Below are 16,307 nucleotides of genomic sequence, written 5' to 3'. Positions count from 1 at the left end.
TTAGGCATCGAAGCGGTGAACTTTCCAGGTCGCCGTGGACGTTTGTCCCTTCGGCAGGCACCTATCAAGGAGCCCGTGCAATGAGCTAAGTAAGAAAGATCTCTGGGGAGAAGAAACAACAAACCCTGGCTGGCAGGCCAGGGCTTGTTCGCAGCTAGCGCTTAGTTCCGCGTAGCTGAATCTACTCCCGACCCGTGCTTCTTTCAAGTGCTCGTCAAAGCGGGAGGGGGCCGTGCAGCCATCTCCCACCATGAGGGAGATGGCAATGACCCCAGATCAGCTGAGGGATCATCTAAGAACGCTAGATCTATCAGTAGAAGATAGGTCCTTCGCACTCGAGCTCTTTGGCCAGGAACCAGGGCGCAGCGTTGGCGCCTATGCACTGGACAATGTGGTCGTCGACTTCTATTCAAGAAAGTGTCGCGATGTTCGCAGGCTGGAAAGCCATACAGTCGAGCAAACATTTGCATATGAGCTAGAAATTGATCCTGACGTCATCTCATATGTTTGCCAGGTCACTTGTCGTGGCATAAGGCGCGGCAATCATGTGTGCACCGCCCATGCAGACTTCTTTGTGGTTCGACGGTCCTCCGTGGAAATCGTGGAATGTAAGCCCATCTCCAAGCTCAGCACTCTTGTGGAGAGAAAGCCCGAAGAGTGGGTGCTGGACGGTGGGAAATATCGCAATCTGGTGTATGAGCGATGGGCAGCATCCCATGGGATCGAGTACAAGATCTGGGCCTCACCCAGCAACATCAGCCGATACCATAGGAACTTGCAGTTCATCTACCAAAACTGGGATGAAGATCTCTCAATGGTGCGCCGAGAGGGCTTTGCTGCGGTGGAAAAGCAGCTTTACATGGGGCCAAAAAGCATCGCGTTTCTTATGGAAGAGATCCCTTGGTTCAACGCTGGGGTCGCAGCAGGACTCTTGGCGGATAGGCTAGTCCACGGGCCCATAGGGCACATACCGATTACCGATACGCGCAACTTTCTCTTAAGCCTAAGTCAAGAGCAGGCGGAGGCGATTGCGGCCGAGTGCTGTAAGAACATCAACAACCTGTATGCCGAAGCTAGCGGCCCAGTTGCGCTCGCAAGTTCAGTTGATGTGGCAAAGGCAGTTGCAAGGCTGAAGAAGCTTGAATGCCTTGCTCGTGAAGGAAAGCGAGCGACACCCAAGATGAGGAAGTTGGAGGAGCGGGTGAGACTAGCGCGCGCAGAGGGTCGCAATCCTCTAGATGATCTCATCACCAACTACGCAAAGTGCGGGAACCGATCCAGTCGTCTCACTCACGCGCAATCAGAACTTGTACGCGGAGTCATTGGCTCACATTGGCTAAAGGGTAAGGTTGCGACGCTAGCCGATCTGTATCGTGAGCTAGCCCTGCAGTGCGAGTGCGCTGGCGTTCCTGTGCCTGGCCGGAAGGCGCTCGTCAGAAGAGTTCGATCCGTTTCAAGGGGGCAACGTGATCTTGCTGTCGGCGGTAAGCGAAACTATCAAGCAAATAGGCCGCGTTCCGACGCTCGGGTTAGATCAGGCCAAGCGCTTGCTGTGCACTCTGTCCTGCACATCGATGCAACCAAGGTTGACAACCGAGTCTTTACACAAGAAGACGAAGGGCAGCAAGACCACTGCCCGGTACTGTACTGCGGCCGTGACGAAGCGTCGTCTAAGGTTATGGCCCATGCCTTTGTCTTCGGTCCCGCTCGGCGCGAAGGGCCACTAATTTTGCTGAGGAACTATGTGCGCGAGCACGCGAAGCTTCCACACGCAATCGTGATCGATCGAGGCACTGATCTGAAGTCAGCCTTAGGTGATCTCTGTCGAACCTATGGCATCTCCATACTCACAGTGCCGACAGGCGCGAGTCGCTTCAACTCACAGTGTGAGACGGTTCAAGGGCTTATCAATTCCATGGTCAGCCACAAATTGATTGGGAGCACAAAGCCAGATAAAGCCGGTAGAAGTGTCGATGGAAAATTCAAAAGCAGATCGACCGCGCGCCTAGATTTCTCGACCGTAGAATCCGAAATTCACCACCTTCTGTACAGCCTGATGCCCGAGATGCCCGTGGATGGCTTCGCAGGTGCGCGAGAGCGATTTGAGAACAGTCAGTTGACTGCTCCAAACTCTGGAATACCAACGGTTGTAGACGATGACTTCCTATTTCAAACTTCAGTGAAATTGAAATCATGCTCTTATGAAAGAACAAGGGGGATCAGACACTGGAGGAGAAGCTACACGAACGCGGATCTCGCGTCGCGCGCGCATGAAGAGAAGATCCTCAGTGCTCGGCGTGATCCTGAGGATATTTCATTCGTTTGGATTCAGACCACGAAGAGACGCTACAAGGCATGGTGCTCGAAGGTCTCGGAGATTGGTCACTACTCCGAGCAGGATCGTCACTTCGAGGCAATGTGGGAGCAGTTCATCACGCCGGATGTTGAGAGCAAGAAGGAGGAGCTGCAGCGTAAGAACTATGAGAGGACGAGCATGGCCAACGCCAGGCAGCGAGCCAATGATATGGGGCTAGCAAGTGGAAAGGAAACGCAAGCCCCGCCAAATGCGAGTCGATCGAAGGTTCAAGCGAGATTGGTCGTCAACTTTGATGAGCTCCCCGATCTCATTGTGGAAGGGGATTCGCATGGACGCTAGCATCCTGCCCCATTTTCCAGCTGATGAGATGAGCTTCCCTTTCATACCACATCAGCGCTTTCTAACTACCCAGCACAGCCTACTGAAATCAGTTTCGAGAGCTCGGCCAGGAGACTTTGTTTGGTTGATAGCGCCCTCCTGGTCAGGAAAGAGCGAGTTGCGTCGGCAGCTGTTGCCTGAGCTCGGAGGAAATCCCCAACTTTGGCCAACAGGCCACTTGCCGCTGATCTCCGTAAGGGCAATCCTGAATCAGGGCGACAAGTTCAATCCGAAAGACTTCGCTTTGCGCCTACATCAGGAAATAACTGAGCCCGACACTAGCTGGACTAATGCTATGGAAACCGGTGGCGATCCTGACCAAACGCACGTGGCCGCAGAGCGGCGAGCCTCTTCAGTGTTCTGGCGTGAAGTGCGCGCGAGAACAGCGGAGAGAGACCTTCGTCTTTCGTTTGAGCGCATGTCTAGAATTCGCGGATTGAGGTACATCGTCATAGAGGAGGCTGCGAACATCTGCAGGGTTCCGAAGAGTCAGAGTTCACGCAACTACATGCTTGGCATCATGGCGCTTGTTGAAGAAATTGGTTGTGTGGCGATCATGATAGGAACCCATGAAGCGTCCACGCTCTATGAGGATTCCCAAGAGGTGTTCAATAGATCTGACGTTCTCTATATGCGTCCGTACGGTCTGAATGACAATGACGACCTGCGATCCTACGCCTCTCTGATCAAGGCGATCGGCAAGGGATTTCCACTTTCAAAAGGTAGCCTTCTCCAGGAAAACCTAGAGCTCATTGCTCTCAATGGAGGAGGAATTTTTGGCCCAACTCTGCGGTACTTGATGCGGGCGAATGAAGAGCGTTGTCGCAATGGTTCCAATACCATCGAGCTCGGGCATCTGCGAGCAGCGTCTGGAACCGAAAGGAATCACAGGCTGCTCTGGGGAGAGATAGACGCGTTCAATAGACTTGCCGATGGCAAGCGTTCTCTACGCCTAGCGGACTTCTTGACCATCAAGGGCTCATTGCCTAGCGAAGGCGATCTGTGAGGATGGAACCACCAAGATGGACGGTACTTCCACCTCTTGAGCTTCGTGATGCAGGTACTCCCTGGACAGAGTCGCTCAATGGATACGCAAATCGCTTGGCTAAGCTCAGCGGAATTTCGTGGTGCAAGATGCTTCAGCTTATCGACACCCACTCGTCGGAGGTGCCGTCTAGATACATTGATCAGCGCAGACTCGATGGGCTCGGGCCTGTGTCAGTACGGCGTGCGCGTTCACTAGAGAAGCTGACTGGGCAGTCACTTGTCGGTGCTACTTTGTATGGACTCTCAGAGATCGTCTCCTCAAGGGCAGCGAGCTGGAGTCGACACGCCGCTTGGTGTCCGATTTGCATCGGAGCTAGCGATATGGACGAGAGCGCCACAGAGAGGCTGATTTGGAGCTTCGATGCTTATTCTCACTGCTCGCTGCACGACGCCAGGATTGAGAACAGCTGTTCCAATTGTGGACTCGGGAAGTTGAAGAGCATTGCATTGAGAAAGTGCCCATCCTGCGGAGATCGCCTAGACAGGCGCACACGCTTTGACTCGGCGAACCCGACTCAGCGCTGGATCAATCAGTGCATAGAGGAACTGATCTCTTGGTGCTCAAATCATCCAAATCAGAGGCTTGAACTCTCGAACTTGGAGGTGTTTATAGAGGCAGTCGTGGCTAGAGGCGAGGGGCGAAAGTTGGATTACCGACCTCCTGCACGCTTGCCTGCAAGCTATTCTGACTACAAGAGCTGGACTAGAGTGAATTGCTTCAGACTCTTTAGAAGGAATGATCCGAGTCGATTAGAGTTCAATGAGCTACTCAATCTATCGGCAAATCAGTGCGTTTCTGTCTTGGACATTCTTCTCCAGCCTATCGAATCTGCGTCCGAACTTCTGCCTGGAATTGGATCGAATCCGGAGCTCCCACTAGGACGCGGTCGAGTGGCAGATGAGCGAAGAGAGTTTGCTCGATTGATTGACGCTCTGCTTGGTGATGACCAGTGCGTCCTTCCATCCTTCCAGGTGCTTGCGCAGCTGAGCGGAAGACGAGGGTCGTTCAAGTCTGGCCTACCGCACCACCACGCTCACTATGCGGTCCGGCTAAGGCGGCAACAGATGATGATTCGCGGTGTTTCGCGAAGAACGATAAACAGAGCATTTCGTCTTGCATGTCAGTTGAAACTTTCGCTACAAGGACAGCTGCTGATATCCGAAGCCGTGGCAAAACGAATCCACATCGAGATGGATGTCGCATCGAACATCGTGCGATCCGCGGAACTTGCCTGTAGCCTTCTTCTCCCAGTGGGAGGGATGAAGGGCGTAGCTCGTATACCCAATCTATGAGCTGAAGCCTTCCTGGTGGTCTTAGAAGTCTCTTGGTCTTAGATGCCCCGTCTGCCTGACGAACACGAGTGCATTCCACGGTTGCGAGGTGTCAGCAATAGTGCCGAAGGGTGGCATAAGTGCTGTTTGCTACGTCGACGGATGCGCAGAGCATCAGAGCTGTCCAAGATCTTGGACGACCGATCGCCCTTGGCGCAGGTCGATTGCCAGCAGGCGACCACCTGCGACCTGCCGGCCAGCGGCGCTGTTTAACCATGCCGCTTGAATCCTGCCCGCCTCAATTACCGCATCCGCCGCAAAGCTGTCAGGCATGGCCCGCAAGGGCTCGCCGGGTGACGCCAGACCTCCGACCAAGGGTTGCACCACCGTTGCTGCGGTGCTGTTGGACTTGGCGTAGGCGGTGGCTATCATTCGTCCGGCGCGTGGGCACCACCCTCCAAGTACCAGTTCGGTGCCTAGGGTTTGCCTCGACAGGCCTGCTTCAAGGGCTGCCTTCTCGTACTCAGGCCAAAGCTGGTCGATCACCAATGTCAGTTCCTTGGCTAGCTGCTCCATTGTGAAGTCCGCCCGAAAGCTGGCCTGCAGCATAAGTGCGTAGATCCGAAGGAAGAATTGAGTGCTACCGCGGCAGGCAAGCACCACGTTGTGTTGTGGAATCAATAAGAACTTCGCGCCGGACGATTTGGCGCCGGTGAGTGCATCCTCGGCGAGAGTGTCAACTGCAACCAGCATCCGTTCAGGGCTAAGCAGGACGTTCAGGATACTCAAGTGCGCGCGCTCCACTGGCTTGCGGCAATATCATGCGGATTGTGACGATTGTCCATCTAGAAGCACATTGGAATGAATTTTGAGATTTCTGACTTAAAGGCTCGCTTAGAGGCGTGCGAGACAGATCTTGCGGCGCACCGTGGCTACTTGAAGGCCCTGGAGTACGGGGTGCGGACGCTAATCATCACGCATCCGTATCCAGACTTGTTATCGAGAGCCTGGGCCTCGATTCTTCCTGGGATCACTGAGGCTCACGGGCCGGAGGGCGGGTGGATTTTCAACGCGGCCTTCCAGCAGCTGCTCTCGGTGTTGACTCAGCAAATTGAGGCGCGGGGCGGCAAGGTCGGTGATTAGGGGAACAGGACCTCGATCTGAGGTGGCATTGCCTCCCAGCCCAGAGCAGGGCTTTCTGGACGGTTCAGGGCGGGACTTGGGGAACTTCAGGGCGGGACTTGGGGAACTCAAGCACGAATGCTGGAGGGAACTGATGTGCAGCTTTGAGGGGAAGGGGGATTGGCGTGCGTATAAAGAAGGGCAGATGAGGAGAACTTCAAATGAGTGACGTAGATGAATGGCTGACAAGGGCCTCGGCTGCCACTCGGCCCTGCGGCAATGAGCAGGCCACTGATGTGCTAGTTCAGCGCTTGTCCCAAGAAGCTTCCCCTTCGCAATGGGCCGGTAAGCGAGAGTTCCGCCGGGCACTCGCATGCGCCGCGCTCGCGGCGGTGCTTACCTGCGGAGGAGTAGGCTCCGCCTTCTTTGTCACCCAGGCACCCTCGCGCCCGACATGGGTCGCGGCCCCAGCTTCCATGTCCCCATACGCTCTACTGGTGGAACGCTGATGGCAATCGGACCCCTCATGAGGCTGCCGCTGGCAACAATCGCTGGCGCCATCATTGGCGTCGTGTGCGCGCTGGCTATCGGCTGGACCTGGCACTCGCTCAATCCTGGGCACAGCGATCTCCATGAACGCCTTCACGCCGTGGTGCCTCTGGACGACTCGGAGAAGCAGATCCTCCAGGCCAAGGAACAGCTGTTCGCAACAAGGCGAGGTGAGATCGAAGCGCGCCTGCGGATTGCCAACCGCCAGCTGGCGGACGCCATCGCGGCTGACCCCAAATGGAACCCCCAGGTGGAACGTGCAAGTCGTGAGGTGGAGCGGGCTGCGGGCGATCTCCAGCGCATCACGCTCGAGCATGTGTTCGAGATGCGCGAGGGCTTGAAACCCGAGCACCGGCCGGCCTACGACAAGGCACTCCTTGAAGCACTTCGCACCGACTCTCCCTGAGCCACACAAACGTTGTGACCATCGAGGACGACAACAACTGGGCAGTTGAAGCTGCGGCAGGTAATGCTGAGGCCTTCGCTCGCCTGGTCCGCCGTCACTCGCCAGCAATCAAGCAGATGGTTCGAGGCATGGGCCTGCCCGAAACCGACGTCGATGATGTCGTGCAGGAGACATTCGTTGCCGCTTGGCGAGGCCTGTCAGAGTACGATCCGACGCGCTCGGTACTTCCCTGGCTGATGCGTATTGGAATCAACAAGGTTCGTGATACGCAACGGTTTCGACGCGTCCGCCATTTCCTGTTCCGGGCCAAGCCTTTGGATGACGAGGAAGGACGCGCCCTGCATTCCGAGCAGGCCGGGCCAGAGCAGGTTGCCGGCTCTCAGCTTGAGCTCGCAGAAGTAAGAAGGGTTCTCAACACGATCGACCCGAGCCTGCGTGAAGCCCTGGTTCTGACTGCCTTCGTCGGCCTTTCCCAGGTTGAAGCAGCTTCCGCCCTGGGTATCAGTCTCAAAACAATAGAGGGTCGCGTACTGAGAGCACGGGCCAAGCTGACAGATGCACTGAGCCGCGGGAAATAAATTTTCGCCGGATTCGAGGGGAAGGCCGCGCAGGCCGCGTAGTGCAGAAAGACGGCCGAGATTGCGGCCCCACTGCACCGGATCCTCATGAAACCATCATTGCTTGCCCTGACGGTGATGCTGGCCCTGACCAGTATCTCTGCGGCCTATGCCTCGGACGCCCCGAACTTCAGCGCGTTGCTCGAGCAGAGCAGGGCCCAATCCCCCTTCCTTCAGGAAAAGGGGTTCGACACAGCTGCCGCTGCGGGCGAAGCCCGCCAAGCGCGAGCGCTACGTAACCCCACCATTGATGCCCTCGCAGAGAATCTCAACGCTCCCCCCAGCAATGGCGCGAGCCAGCGGCAGACGACCTACACCATCAGCCAGCCACTCGAGATCTTTGGCCAACGTGGGGCTCGAATCCAGGCGGGAGAGAAAGGGCTGCAGGCGGCCGAAGCTCGCCAGCACCAGGCACAAGTCGAATTCGCCGCAGCCTTGGCTGTTGCCTACGCGTCTTCCGAGGCTGGGCTGATACGGCGAAACATTGCTGCCGAAGATGTTGATCGCGCCAGAGGCGACCTGAAGGCAGCTCAGGCGCTGGTTGACGCAGGAAAGGAGGCCAGCCTGCGCGTAGCACAAGCCCAGGCCGGCTTGAGCTCAGCAGAAGCGATTGCCGCCTCAAGAGAGGCAGAGGCGGCTGCAGCTCTCGAGCAACTGTCAGTACTGGCGGGAAGAGCTGAACCCTACTCAGGCACGTCCGAGTCACTCCTGGTGCGCGAGTGGGTTGCGCCCGCAATTGCGAACGTCGATTCGGCATCTGTCCTGTCTGCGAAGGCAGACGTCGATGCGAGCGATGCGGTTCTGCGCACTGAACGCTTCAAGCGGGCACCGGACCTTAACCTCACCGCAGGCCGTCGCAACTTCGCCGCCGGTGGGGACGCATTGGTCGTCGGCGTGTCTCTGAGCATCCCATTGTTTGACCGGAACAGCGGCGGGATCAGCGCGGCTCGAGCACGGAGCGACGCCGCCCGTGCTCGATTGGATGCAGCACGCCTCCAGAGCCAGGCGGACCGTGCGACTGCGCTTGCGCGTGTTGACGCCGCCAAGCGAGGACTGATCGCTGCCTCCAAGGGAGAGGAAGCAGCCACGGAAGCCTACCGAATGGCGCGCTTGGGATACGAGGCCGGTAGAACCCCACTGGTTGAGCTGCTGCTTAGCCGTCGCACGCTGACGGACGCGAGGCTGAGCGTGGTGGATGCACGACTCGCACGCGTTGCCGCCTACGCATCGCTCGCCGTGGCCAGCGGTCAGATTGCCTTTGGAGACATGTAGATGAAGAGAAGTATTCCGGCTGTTAACACCCTGACGATGATCGGCGTGGCTACCTTGGCGCTTGGCGCGGGATTTGGCATTGCACGCTTATCCGCCCCTTCAGAGACGGTGGTCGACCCCGCGAAAGACGAAGCCAGCGCCAGTGCGCCGGCGGAGGCGGAGGCAGCTCAGGAAGTCGCGATTCCCAAGGAGTATCTTGCCGCTGCCGGGATCTCGGTGGAGCCCGTCACTTCCGCTCAGGTAGCGGCGAATATCACCGCATCGGGTTCGGTCGTGGCAATCCCCGGTGGTGAGGCCGTCGTGGTGGCACGTGCGGCCGGTAACGTCACCGATGTCATCCGGCAGGTGGGCGACAAGGTGAAGAAGGGCGAAGTGCTGGCACGCGTAGCCAGCCCTGATGGGGCCCGTATTGCGGCTGACCTTCGTGTGGCCAGCGCCAGCCTCTCCCTCGCCGAAAAGAACGTCAAGCGCGATGAGTCGTTGCTCGCACAGGGCGTGCTGGCACGACAAGAGGCTGAGGCGAGTCGCGCCGCCTATCTCACAGCGCAAGCAGAAGCACAACGCGCTGCCCTGGTGGCACGCACCGCCAATGTGGATGGAGGAGGTAGCGTCAACGTCATCAGCCCTATCGATGGAACCATCAGCAGCTCGCAAGTGACTCTGGGCGCTTTCGTCGAGCCGCAGGCCTCCCTTTATAGGGTCACAGGTTCCAATGGCGTGGAGATTCAGGCCTCCGTTCGTGCGGGTGACACCGGTCGGATCAAGGCCGGCGACAGCGTGTCCATTACCCGCTCCGACGGAAGCGTCACCTCAGGAAAGGTCCGTTCAGTTGCTGCCGCCGTAGGTGGGCTGACAAGGGCTGCCACAGTCGTAATCACCCCGAGCGCAGAGGCGAACGGATTGGTTGTGGGTGACGGTGTGCAGGTCCGGCTGGTCACCGCTTCCGGATCGGGTGAGGGGCTGTCTGTCTCGGAAGAGGCGGTCCAGAACATCGACGGAAAAGACGTCCTCTTCGTCAGAACCAGTAAGGGGTTCACTGCACAGCCGGTCTTCATTGGCCTCCGTAGCGGTGGTATGGCGCAGATCCTTTCTGGCGTCACTGCGGGAACCCCGGTTGCTACCCGTAATGCGTTTCTGGTGAAAGCCGAGATGAAAAAGTCGGGCGGAGACGAGTAATGATCGAGCAAGTACTCACGGGTGCCGTACGGCACCGCTGGCTGGTTCTGTTGATCACACTGGTGATTGCGGTGATCGGCGGGTGGCAACTGAACCTGCTACCGATCGACGTGACTCCGGATATCACGAACAAGCAGGTCCAGATCAACACCGTCATCCCGACGCTGAGTCCAGTGGAGGTCGAGAAGCGCGTTACCTACCCGATCGAGACCGCGATGGCAGGACTTCGGGGCGTCGCGAACACCCGGTCGTTCTCGCGCAACGGCTTCAGCCAGGTCACGGTGATCTTCGATGAGAGCGCAGACCTCTACTTCATGCGCCAACAGGTCACCGAGCGTCTGACTCAGGCTCGGCCCCAGTTGCCGGAGGGTGCCGAACCACTGATGGGCCCGGTTTCGACCGGGTTGGGCGAAGTATTCCACTACAGCGTTGAATTCACCCACCCAGATGGCAAAGATGCCCCGCGAAATGATGGTAAGCCTGGCTGGCAAAGCGACGGTTCGTTCCTGACTGATCAAGGGGAACGGCTGACGGACAACATGGCACGTCTGGCCTACTTGCGCACAGTCCAGGACTGGATTGTGCGGCCTCAGCTGCGCACGACGCCAGGCGTAGCAGACGTCGACAGCCTCGGCGGCTACGTCAAGGAGTATGTCGTTGAGCCCAATGCGAGCAAGCTCGCGGAGTACGGGTTCTCCTATACCGACCTGGCCGACGCGTTGCAGGATGCCAATCTGTCGGTCGGAGCAGACTACATCCAGAGGTCGGGCGAGTCCTATCTGGTGCGCGCAGACGCCCGCATCCGCTCCGTGGACGAGATTGCCCGTGCCGTTGTGGGCAATCGCAACGGAGTTCCCGTAACGGTGGGTGACGTCGCACGTGTGGTCGTTGACGGTGAGCTCCGCCGCGGTGCTGCCAGCCGCAATGGATACGAGACTGTCGTCGGCAGTGCACTCATGCTGGTTGGCGCCAACAGCCGAACTGTGGCGGCGGCGGTGGGTGACAAGCTGCAGGAGATCGGCAAGACCATGCCGCCGGGCGTGACGATTGTTCCCACCTTGGACCGATCCCAGCTGGTTGTCGCAACGATCAAGACCGTCGCCAAGAACCTGGCCGAAGGCGCTCTTCTAGTCGTGGTCATCCTGTGTGCATTGCTCGGAAACTGGCGAGCTGCTGTCATTGCTGCATTGGTGATTCCGTTGTCCCTGCTGATCACCGCGATCGGCATGAACAAGCTCGGGATCTCTGGCAACCTGATGAGCCTGGGTGCGCTCGACTTTGGCCTGATCATCGACGGCGCGGTCATCATCGTCGAGAACGCACTGCGCCGCCTGGCAGAGCGACAGCATGCACTTGGGCGCCCGCTCAATCTATCGGAGCGCCTGCATGAAACGATCGCCTCGTCCAAGGAGATGGTCCGCCCGACCGTATATGGGCAGGCGGTCATCTTCCTGGTCTTCGTGCCCTGCCTGACCTTCCAGGGCGTCGAGGGGAAGATGTTCTCTCCGATGGTCATTACCCTGATGCTGGCGCTGGCCTCTGCATTCGTGCTCTCCCTCACTTTCGTTCCGGCGATGGTGGCGGTCATGCTCAAGGGCCACATTTCCGAGAAGGAAGTACGGGTAGTAGCTGCTACCAAGAGCCGCTATCAGCCGATGCTTCGCAGCGCAATCCGCCAACCCATGCCCTACCTGGCCGGTGGTCTTGGCGTCCTGGTGGCCGGCGTTGTGGCCTTTGGCTTTGTGGGTCGGGAGTTCATGCCCACATTGGATGAGCAGAATCTCAACCTGTCCTCCGTTCGCATCCCGTCCACATCGATCGAGCAGTCCGTCGCCATCGACCTTCCTCTTGAGAAGGCACTGATGACGTTGCCGGAGGTACAGACGGTGTACTCCAAGGCCGGTACCGCAAGCCTGGCCGCAGATCCCATGCCGCCCAATGCGTCCGACAACTACGTGATCCTCAAGCCCAAGGACCAATGGCCGGATGGAGTGAAGACCAAAGAGCAGGTGATCGAGAGGATTCGAGAAAAGACAGCCTTTCTTGTTGGTAACAACTATGACGCCACCCAGCCCATCGAGATGCGCTTCAATGAGCTGATCGGCGGCGTTCGTAGCGACGTTGCAGTCAAGATCTATGGCGAAGACCTGACGGCGCTTGCCGGCAGCGCTGACAAGATTGCGGCCGTCCTCAAGAAGATTCCGGGCGCATCGGATGTCCGTGTGGCGCAGACGGGAGGCTTCCCGACCTTTGACATGGCGTTCGACCGGGCCGCGATCGCCCGTTACGGACTCACCGTCAAGGAAGTGGCCGACACAGTGTCTGCTGCTCTGGCAGGTCGCATGGCGGGCCAGATCTTCGAAGGTGATCGGCGCTTCGACGTGGTGGTTCGTCTGCCCCGTGTGGACCGCAGCGATCTCGATGTACTAGGAGCCGTTCCGGTTATGCTGCCGCCAGGCAGTCAGGAAGGCCGTCAGTCTGTTCCGCTTCGTGAATTGGTCAGTTTCCGCTTCACACAGGGTCTGAACGAAGTGAGCCGCGACAATGGCAAACGTCGAATCTATGTGGAAGCGAATGTGGTCGGGCGTGACCTGGGTAGCTTCGTTGACGACGCCAAGGCGGCTATTGCCCAGCAGGTGCAGTTGCCCACGGGTTCCTGGATCGAATGGGGCGGGCAGTTCCAGAATCTGCAGGCAGCAACGAAGCGACTGGCGATTATTGTGCCTCTCTGCTTCATTCTCATTGCAGCCGTCCTCTACATGGCGATTGGCAACGGTTTGCTGACAGGTACGGTACTGACTGCGGTGCCACTTGCTCTGGCCGGTGGATTCTTCGCATTGGCGTTGAGAGGAATCCCCTTCTCGATCTCAGCTGCTGTGGGCTTCATCGCGGTATCTGGTGTCGCGGTGCTCAACGGCCTGGTTCTGATCTCCGCGATCAAGAAACGCCTGCACGAGGGGCTTCCGCCAGATGAGGCGGTCGAACTGGGTGCAATGGAGCGCGTTAGACCGGTTCTTATGACCGCGCTGGTTGCCTCCCTGGGCTTCGTCCCGATGGCGATTGCAACAGGTACGGGCGCCGAAGTGCAGAAGCCACTGGCTACAGTGGTTATCGGGGGTCTTGCCACGGCAACCGTACTGACGCTGTTCGTGCTGCCTGCGCTGTGCGGGCTGGTACTCCGAAGAACTGCGCGCAGGAAGGCCGCGGGCATTGAAGACCCCTTGCCGGTACCCGAAGTCGATTGAGCGCAAGCCCCTTCCACGGCTTCACGTCCTGCCCTGCGGATCGGATTACGATCCGCAGGGCAGCGGCGCTTTCCACTGTTCCATCTAGAGGTGAGCCATGATCGAGGTCCTACGCTTTCCAACATTCAGGAACCTGTTCGCTGCGCAGGTTATCGCGCTGATCGGCACGGGCTTGGCTACCGTGGCGCTCTCTCTTTTGGCCTATGACTTGGCGGGGGCTGAGGCGGGCGCTGTGCTAGGTACGGCTCTGGCAATCAAGATGATTGTCTACGTGCTGTTGGCCCCTCTGTCCGGAGCGATCGTCCCGGCAAATCTACGCAAACCGGTGCTTATTGCCCTCGACCTGGTGCGGGCGGGCGCGGCGCTTTGTCTGCCGTTCGTCAACCAGATCTGGCAGGTGTACCTGCTCATTGCCTTGCTGCAGTCGGCCTCGGCGTGCTTCACCCCTCTGTTCCAGTCGACGATCCCGGAAATCCTGAAGGAGGAACGCGACTACACCCGAGCACTGTCCCTGTCGCGCCTGGCCTATGACCTGGAGAGCCTGCTGAGTCCCGCGTTGGCCGCTGCTCTGCTGACGCTGATCAGCTTCCACGGCCTGTTCGCTGGTACGTCCGTAGGCTTCGTGATATCCGCCATCTTGGTGTTCTCAACTGCATTCCCCTTCGTTGCTCCGTCCCTAAGAAAGGACGGTCCCTACGCCCGCGCGATTCGAGGAATGCGGATCTACCTGAAGACGCCCAGGCTGAAAGGGTTGCTTGCCCTTAATCTGTGTGCGGCCGCCGGCGGCGCCATGGTGTTCGTGAACACCGTCGTTGTGGTGCGCAACGTTCTCGGCGGAGCAGAGTCACAGGTGGCATGGGCGCTGGCAGCTTTCGGTGGCGGCTCGATGCTGACGGCGCTTGTCCTCCCCAAGGTTCTCGATCGGGTGGCTGACAGGCGCGTGATGCTCTCCTCAGCCCTTGCAATGTGCATCGTACTTGTGACCCTCGGGCTTACCTGGCTGCTCTCGCCCTCCTCCATAGGTTGGCCCATCGTGCTCGCCGGCTGGGCATTGTTGGGGATGAGCTATGCGGGGCTGGTGACTCCTGGCGGCAGACTGCTGCGGCGATCAGCGGAATCCACCGATCTGCCATTCCTGTTCGCAGCGCAGTTCTCTCTCTCCCACGTGTGTTGGCTGATTGCCTACCCTCTGGCGGGAGCCGTGGGTGCGAAGTTTGGAATGCCAGTGGCGATCATGGCACTGGCAGTAGTCGGCATCGCCGGATTCGTGTTCGCCTGGAGAATCTGGCCCGCCCATGACCCGGACGAGATCTCCCACGGTCACGACGATCTGGCTGCGGACCATCCCCACTGGGCGGAACACGCTTCTTCCAACGGCAAGCACTCACATCGGTATGTCATCGACGACGTGCACCCTCGTTGGCCTGGATGACGGAAACTTGAACAAGGGGCGCGAGAGGGCACTTTCACCGCTCGCGCCCGACGTTGTCATATCGACTTTGCCAGAACAAGCCTCTAGTCTTTGCCCGTGCGATCCCTTCGTCTACCAACCAGCGTGCTGTTGCGCAGCTGCATCTTCATGATGCTGGTGGCGAGTCTGTTCGTGCGACCCGTCCTGAATCATCTGGGTGAGCTGCACGGCTTGCAGCACATCGTGCAGGCTGCGGTGGAACATGGTCACCCCCATGTTGGGGTGAGTGATGCCGCAGACCGTGATCTTGAACACGCGGTTGGATTGCACAGCCTGTTGCACCAGGCCGATCTGACGGCTTCTGTAGGCATCTTGGCCAGCCTTGCTGGACCCGCTCGAGTTGATCTGAGCGATATCCATCCCTGGCACCAGCCAGCGGCAGAGCTTCAGCATCATCGCTCATCCCTGTTCAGGCCTCCTATCGCCTGAGACCCAGGCCTCGTGCTCGCACTGAGCAGAGGCTTGGCAGCGCCCGTCCAGTCAATCCTTACTGGACGTTCGTCGCTGCAAGAAATTATTCATTCGTTCCCCGCCCGGACCCCGCTTACACGCAGTGATCCGTGTGACGTGCCGTGCGCGCCCTCTGCGCACTCGTAGCACGTTGCGCCGGTTCCCAGTGTCGTAGCGGATAGCTTTGGCGGAGGTCCGCTGACCGCATTCGTAGATCCTCATCATGATCCCCAGTTCTGAATCCGGGGCGCTCTCGCGCGTCCTTCTCCAACCCCCACTACGGTCGCACTGGCCGCGAACTCTACTCGCACTGCTTTCCCTGTTCATGCTGCTACTCACAGCTGACGGGGCGTTGGCTCACGCGATCGCCGAAGGCGACAAGGGCTACATCCAGGAAATATCTGGAGTAAATCTGATCGCATTCGCCTATCTGGGCGCAAAACACATGGCCACCGGCTATGACCACATCCTGTTCCTCCTGGGCGTGGTGTTCTTCCTGTACCGGATGAAGCATGTCGCGCTGTATGTGACGCTGTTCGCGATCGGGCACTCCACAACGATGCTGCTGGGTGTGCTGTTCAACGTGGGCATCAACAGCTACCTGATCGACGCGATCATTGGTCTGTCTGTGGTCTACAAGGCCCTGGACAATCTGGGCGCCTACCAGCGTTGGTTCGGCTTCCAGCCAAACACAAAGGTTGCGACGTTGATCTTCGGCCTGTTCCACGGCTTTGGTCTGTCAACCAAGATCATCGAGTACGACATCTCACCCGATGGTCTGTTGCCCAACCTGCTCGCGTTCAACGTCGGCGTGGAGATCGGCCAGATCCTCTCGCTTGGCGCGATTCTGATCGCAATGGGCTACTGGCGCCGCACGCCCAGCTTCTTCAAGCACGCCTACACCGCCAATGCCGCCATGCTCTGCGCCGGATTCATTCTGATCGGCATGCAGCTCACTGGCTACTTCGTTTCCTGACTTTCAAGA

General features: G+C 58.6%; 12 protein-coding genes. 10 read left to right on the top strand and 2 right to left on the bottom strand.

All coding sequences use genetic code 11. The features are described 5' to 3' along the window. Positions 1 to 265 precede the first annotated feature (265 nt). Both JLDANKMP_RS13870 and JLDANKMP_RS13865 read left to right on the top strand, forming a co-directional pair. A complete protein-coding gene (locus JLDANKMP_RS13870; protein WP_130768356.1) occupies positions 266 to 2,656 on the top strand; it encodes a hypothetical protein in 2,391 nt (796 codons plus the stop codon). Beyond that, the gene (locus JLDANKMP_RS13865) at positions 2,646 to 3,701 is read left to right on the top strand and encodes a hypothetical protein (RefSeq protein ID WP_158229108.1); all 1,056 of its coding nucleotides are present in this window, start codon (positions 2,646 to 2,648) and stop codon (positions 3,699 to 3,701) included. Before JLDANKMP_RS13870 ends, JLDANKMP_RS13865 begins: the two co-directional genes overlap by 11 nt. Positions 3,702 to 5,188: 1,487 nt before the next feature. Here the strand turns inward: JLDANKMP_RS13865 and JLDANKMP_RS13855 are convergent. Next, positions 5,189 to 5,803: a hypothetical protein gene (locus JLDANKMP_RS13855; protein ID WP_033836041.1), complete on the bottom strand. Its 615-nt coding sequence runs from the start codon at positions 5,801 to 5,803 to the stop codon at positions 5,189 to 5,191. Positions 5,804 to 5,875: 72 nt separating this feature from the next. Between JLDANKMP_RS13855 and JLDANKMP_RS13850 the strand changes: the two genes are divergently transcribed. The 7 genes from JLDANKMP_RS13850 (at position 5,876) to JLDANKMP_RS13815 (ending at position 14,833) form a co-directional block, all read left to right on the top strand. Next, complete coding sequence (locus JLDANKMP_RS13850) at positions 5,876 to 6,157, top strand: hypothetical protein (protein WP_033836035.1); 282 nt, start codon at positions 5,876 to 5,878, stop codon at positions 6,155 to 6,157. 505 nt (positions 6,158 to 6,662) lie between these two features. Next, positions 6,663 to 7,091 carry a periplasmic heavy metal sensor gene (locus JLDANKMP_RS13840; protein ID WP_087948687.1) on the top strand — a complete coding sequence of 143 codons (429 nt, stop codon included), beginning with the start codon at positions 6,663 to 6,665 and terminating at the stop codon, positions 7,089 to 7,091. A gap of 14 nt (positions 7,092 to 7,105) precedes the next feature. Then, positions 7,106 to 7,669 (top strand): sigma-70 family RNA polymerase sigma factor, encoded by a 564-nt coding sequence (locus tag JLDANKMP_RS13835; RefSeq protein ID WP_049429827.1) that lies wholly within the window; start codon positions 7,106 to 7,108, stop codon positions 7,667 to 7,669. Between the two features lie 87 nt (positions 7,670 to 7,756). Continuing rightward, complete coding sequence (locus JLDANKMP_RS13830; protein ID WP_033836037.1) at positions 7,757 to 8,980, top strand: TolC family protein; 1,224 nt, start codon at positions 7,757 to 7,759, stop codon at positions 8,978 to 8,980. Further along, entirely contained in the window at positions 8,981 to 10,156 is a 1,176-nt protein-coding gene (locus tag JLDANKMP_RS13825) for an efflux RND transporter periplasmic adaptor subunit (protein ID WP_014645517.1), read from the top strand. Next, positions 10,156 to 13,401 (top strand): CusA/CzcA family heavy metal efflux RND transporter, encoded by a 3,246-nt coding sequence (locus JLDANKMP_RS13820; protein ID WP_014645518.1) that lies wholly within the window; start codon positions 10,156 to 10,158, stop codon positions 13,399 to 13,401. Before JLDANKMP_RS13825 ends, JLDANKMP_RS13820 begins: the two co-directional genes overlap by 1 nt. Positions 13,402 to 13,498: 97 nt before the next feature. Further along, on the top strand, positions 13,499 to 14,833 hold the full coding sequence (locus tag JLDANKMP_RS13815) for an MFS transporter (RefSeq protein WP_033836038.1): 1,335 nt from the start codon (positions 13,499 to 13,501) through the stop codon (positions 14,831 to 14,833). A gap of 111 nt (positions 14,834 to 14,944) precedes the next feature. On the opposite strand, the gene JLDANKMP_RS13810 is transcribed toward JLDANKMP_RS13815, so the two are convergent. Next, positions 14,945 to 15,268 carry a hypothetical protein gene (locus JLDANKMP_RS13810; protein ID WP_008264507.1) on the bottom strand — a complete coding sequence of 108 codons (324 nt, stop codon included), beginning with the start codon at positions 15,266 to 15,268 and terminating at the stop codon, positions 14,945 to 14,947. A 379-nt stretch (positions 15,269 to 15,647) separates the two neighbouring features. On the opposite strand from JLDANKMP_RS13810, the gene JLDANKMP_RS13805 reads away from it, so the two are divergent. After that, positions 15,648 to 16,298, top strand: coding sequence for a HupE/UreJ family protein (locus JLDANKMP_RS13805; RefSeq protein WP_223224807.1), 651 nt, complete (start codon positions 15,648 to 15,650; stop codon positions 16,296 to 16,298). Positions 16,299 to 16,307: the final 9 nt, after the last annotated feature.

The organism is Stenotrophomonas sp. PE591, assembly GCF_018320795.1.
Taxonomy (GTDB): Bacteria; Pseudomonadota; Gammaproteobacteria; order Xanthomonadales; family Xanthomonadaceae; genus Stenotrophomonas; species Stenotrophomonas maltophilia.
Note: the sequence above shows the minus strand (reverse complement) of the source record. Positions and strands in the feature narration are given on the sequence as shown.

Excerpts from the sequence above, each read along its gene's own strand:
- JLDANKMP_RS13870 (WP_130768356.1), top strand. The coding sequence starts at position 266 with ATGACCCCAGATCAGCTGAGGGATCATCTAAGAACGCTAGATCTATCA.
- JLDANKMP_RS13865 (WP_158229108.1), top strand. The coding sequence starts at position 2,646 with ATGGACGCTAGCATCCTGCCCCATTTTCCAGCTGATGAGATGAGCTTC.
- JLDANKMP_RS13850 (WP_033836035.1), top strand. The coding sequence starts at position 5,876 with ATGAATTTTGAGATTTCTGACTTAAAGGCTCGCTTAGAGGCGTGCGAG.
- JLDANKMP_RS13840 (WP_087948687.1), top strand. The coding sequence starts at position 6,663 with ATGAGGCTGCCGCTGGCAACAATCGCTGGCGCCATCATTGGCGTCGTG.
- JLDANKMP_RS13830 (WP_033836037.1), top strand. The coding sequence starts at position 7,757 with ATGAAACCATCATTGCTTGCCCTGACGGTGATGCTGGCCCTGACCAGT.
- JLDANKMP_RS13825 (WP_014645517.1), top strand. The coding sequence starts at position 8,981 with ATGAAGAGAAGTATTCCGGCTGTTAACACCCTGACGATGATCGGCGTG.
- JLDANKMP_RS13820 (WP_014645518.1), top strand. The coding sequence starts at position 10,156 with ATGATCGAGCAAGTACTCACGGGTGCCGTACGGCACCGCTGGCTGGTT.
- JLDANKMP_RS13815 (WP_033836038.1), top strand. The coding sequence starts at position 13,499 with ATGATCGAGGTCCTACGCTTTCCAACATTCAGGAACCTGTTCGCTGCG.
- JLDANKMP_RS13810 (WP_008264507.1), bottom strand. The coding sequence starts at position 15,268 with ATGATGCTGAAGCTCTGCCGCTGGCTGGTGCCAGGGATGGATATCGCT.
- JLDANKMP_RS13805 (WP_223224807.1), top strand. The coding sequence starts at position 15,648 with ATGCTGCTACTCACAGCTGACGGGGCGTTGGCTCACGCGATCGCCGAA.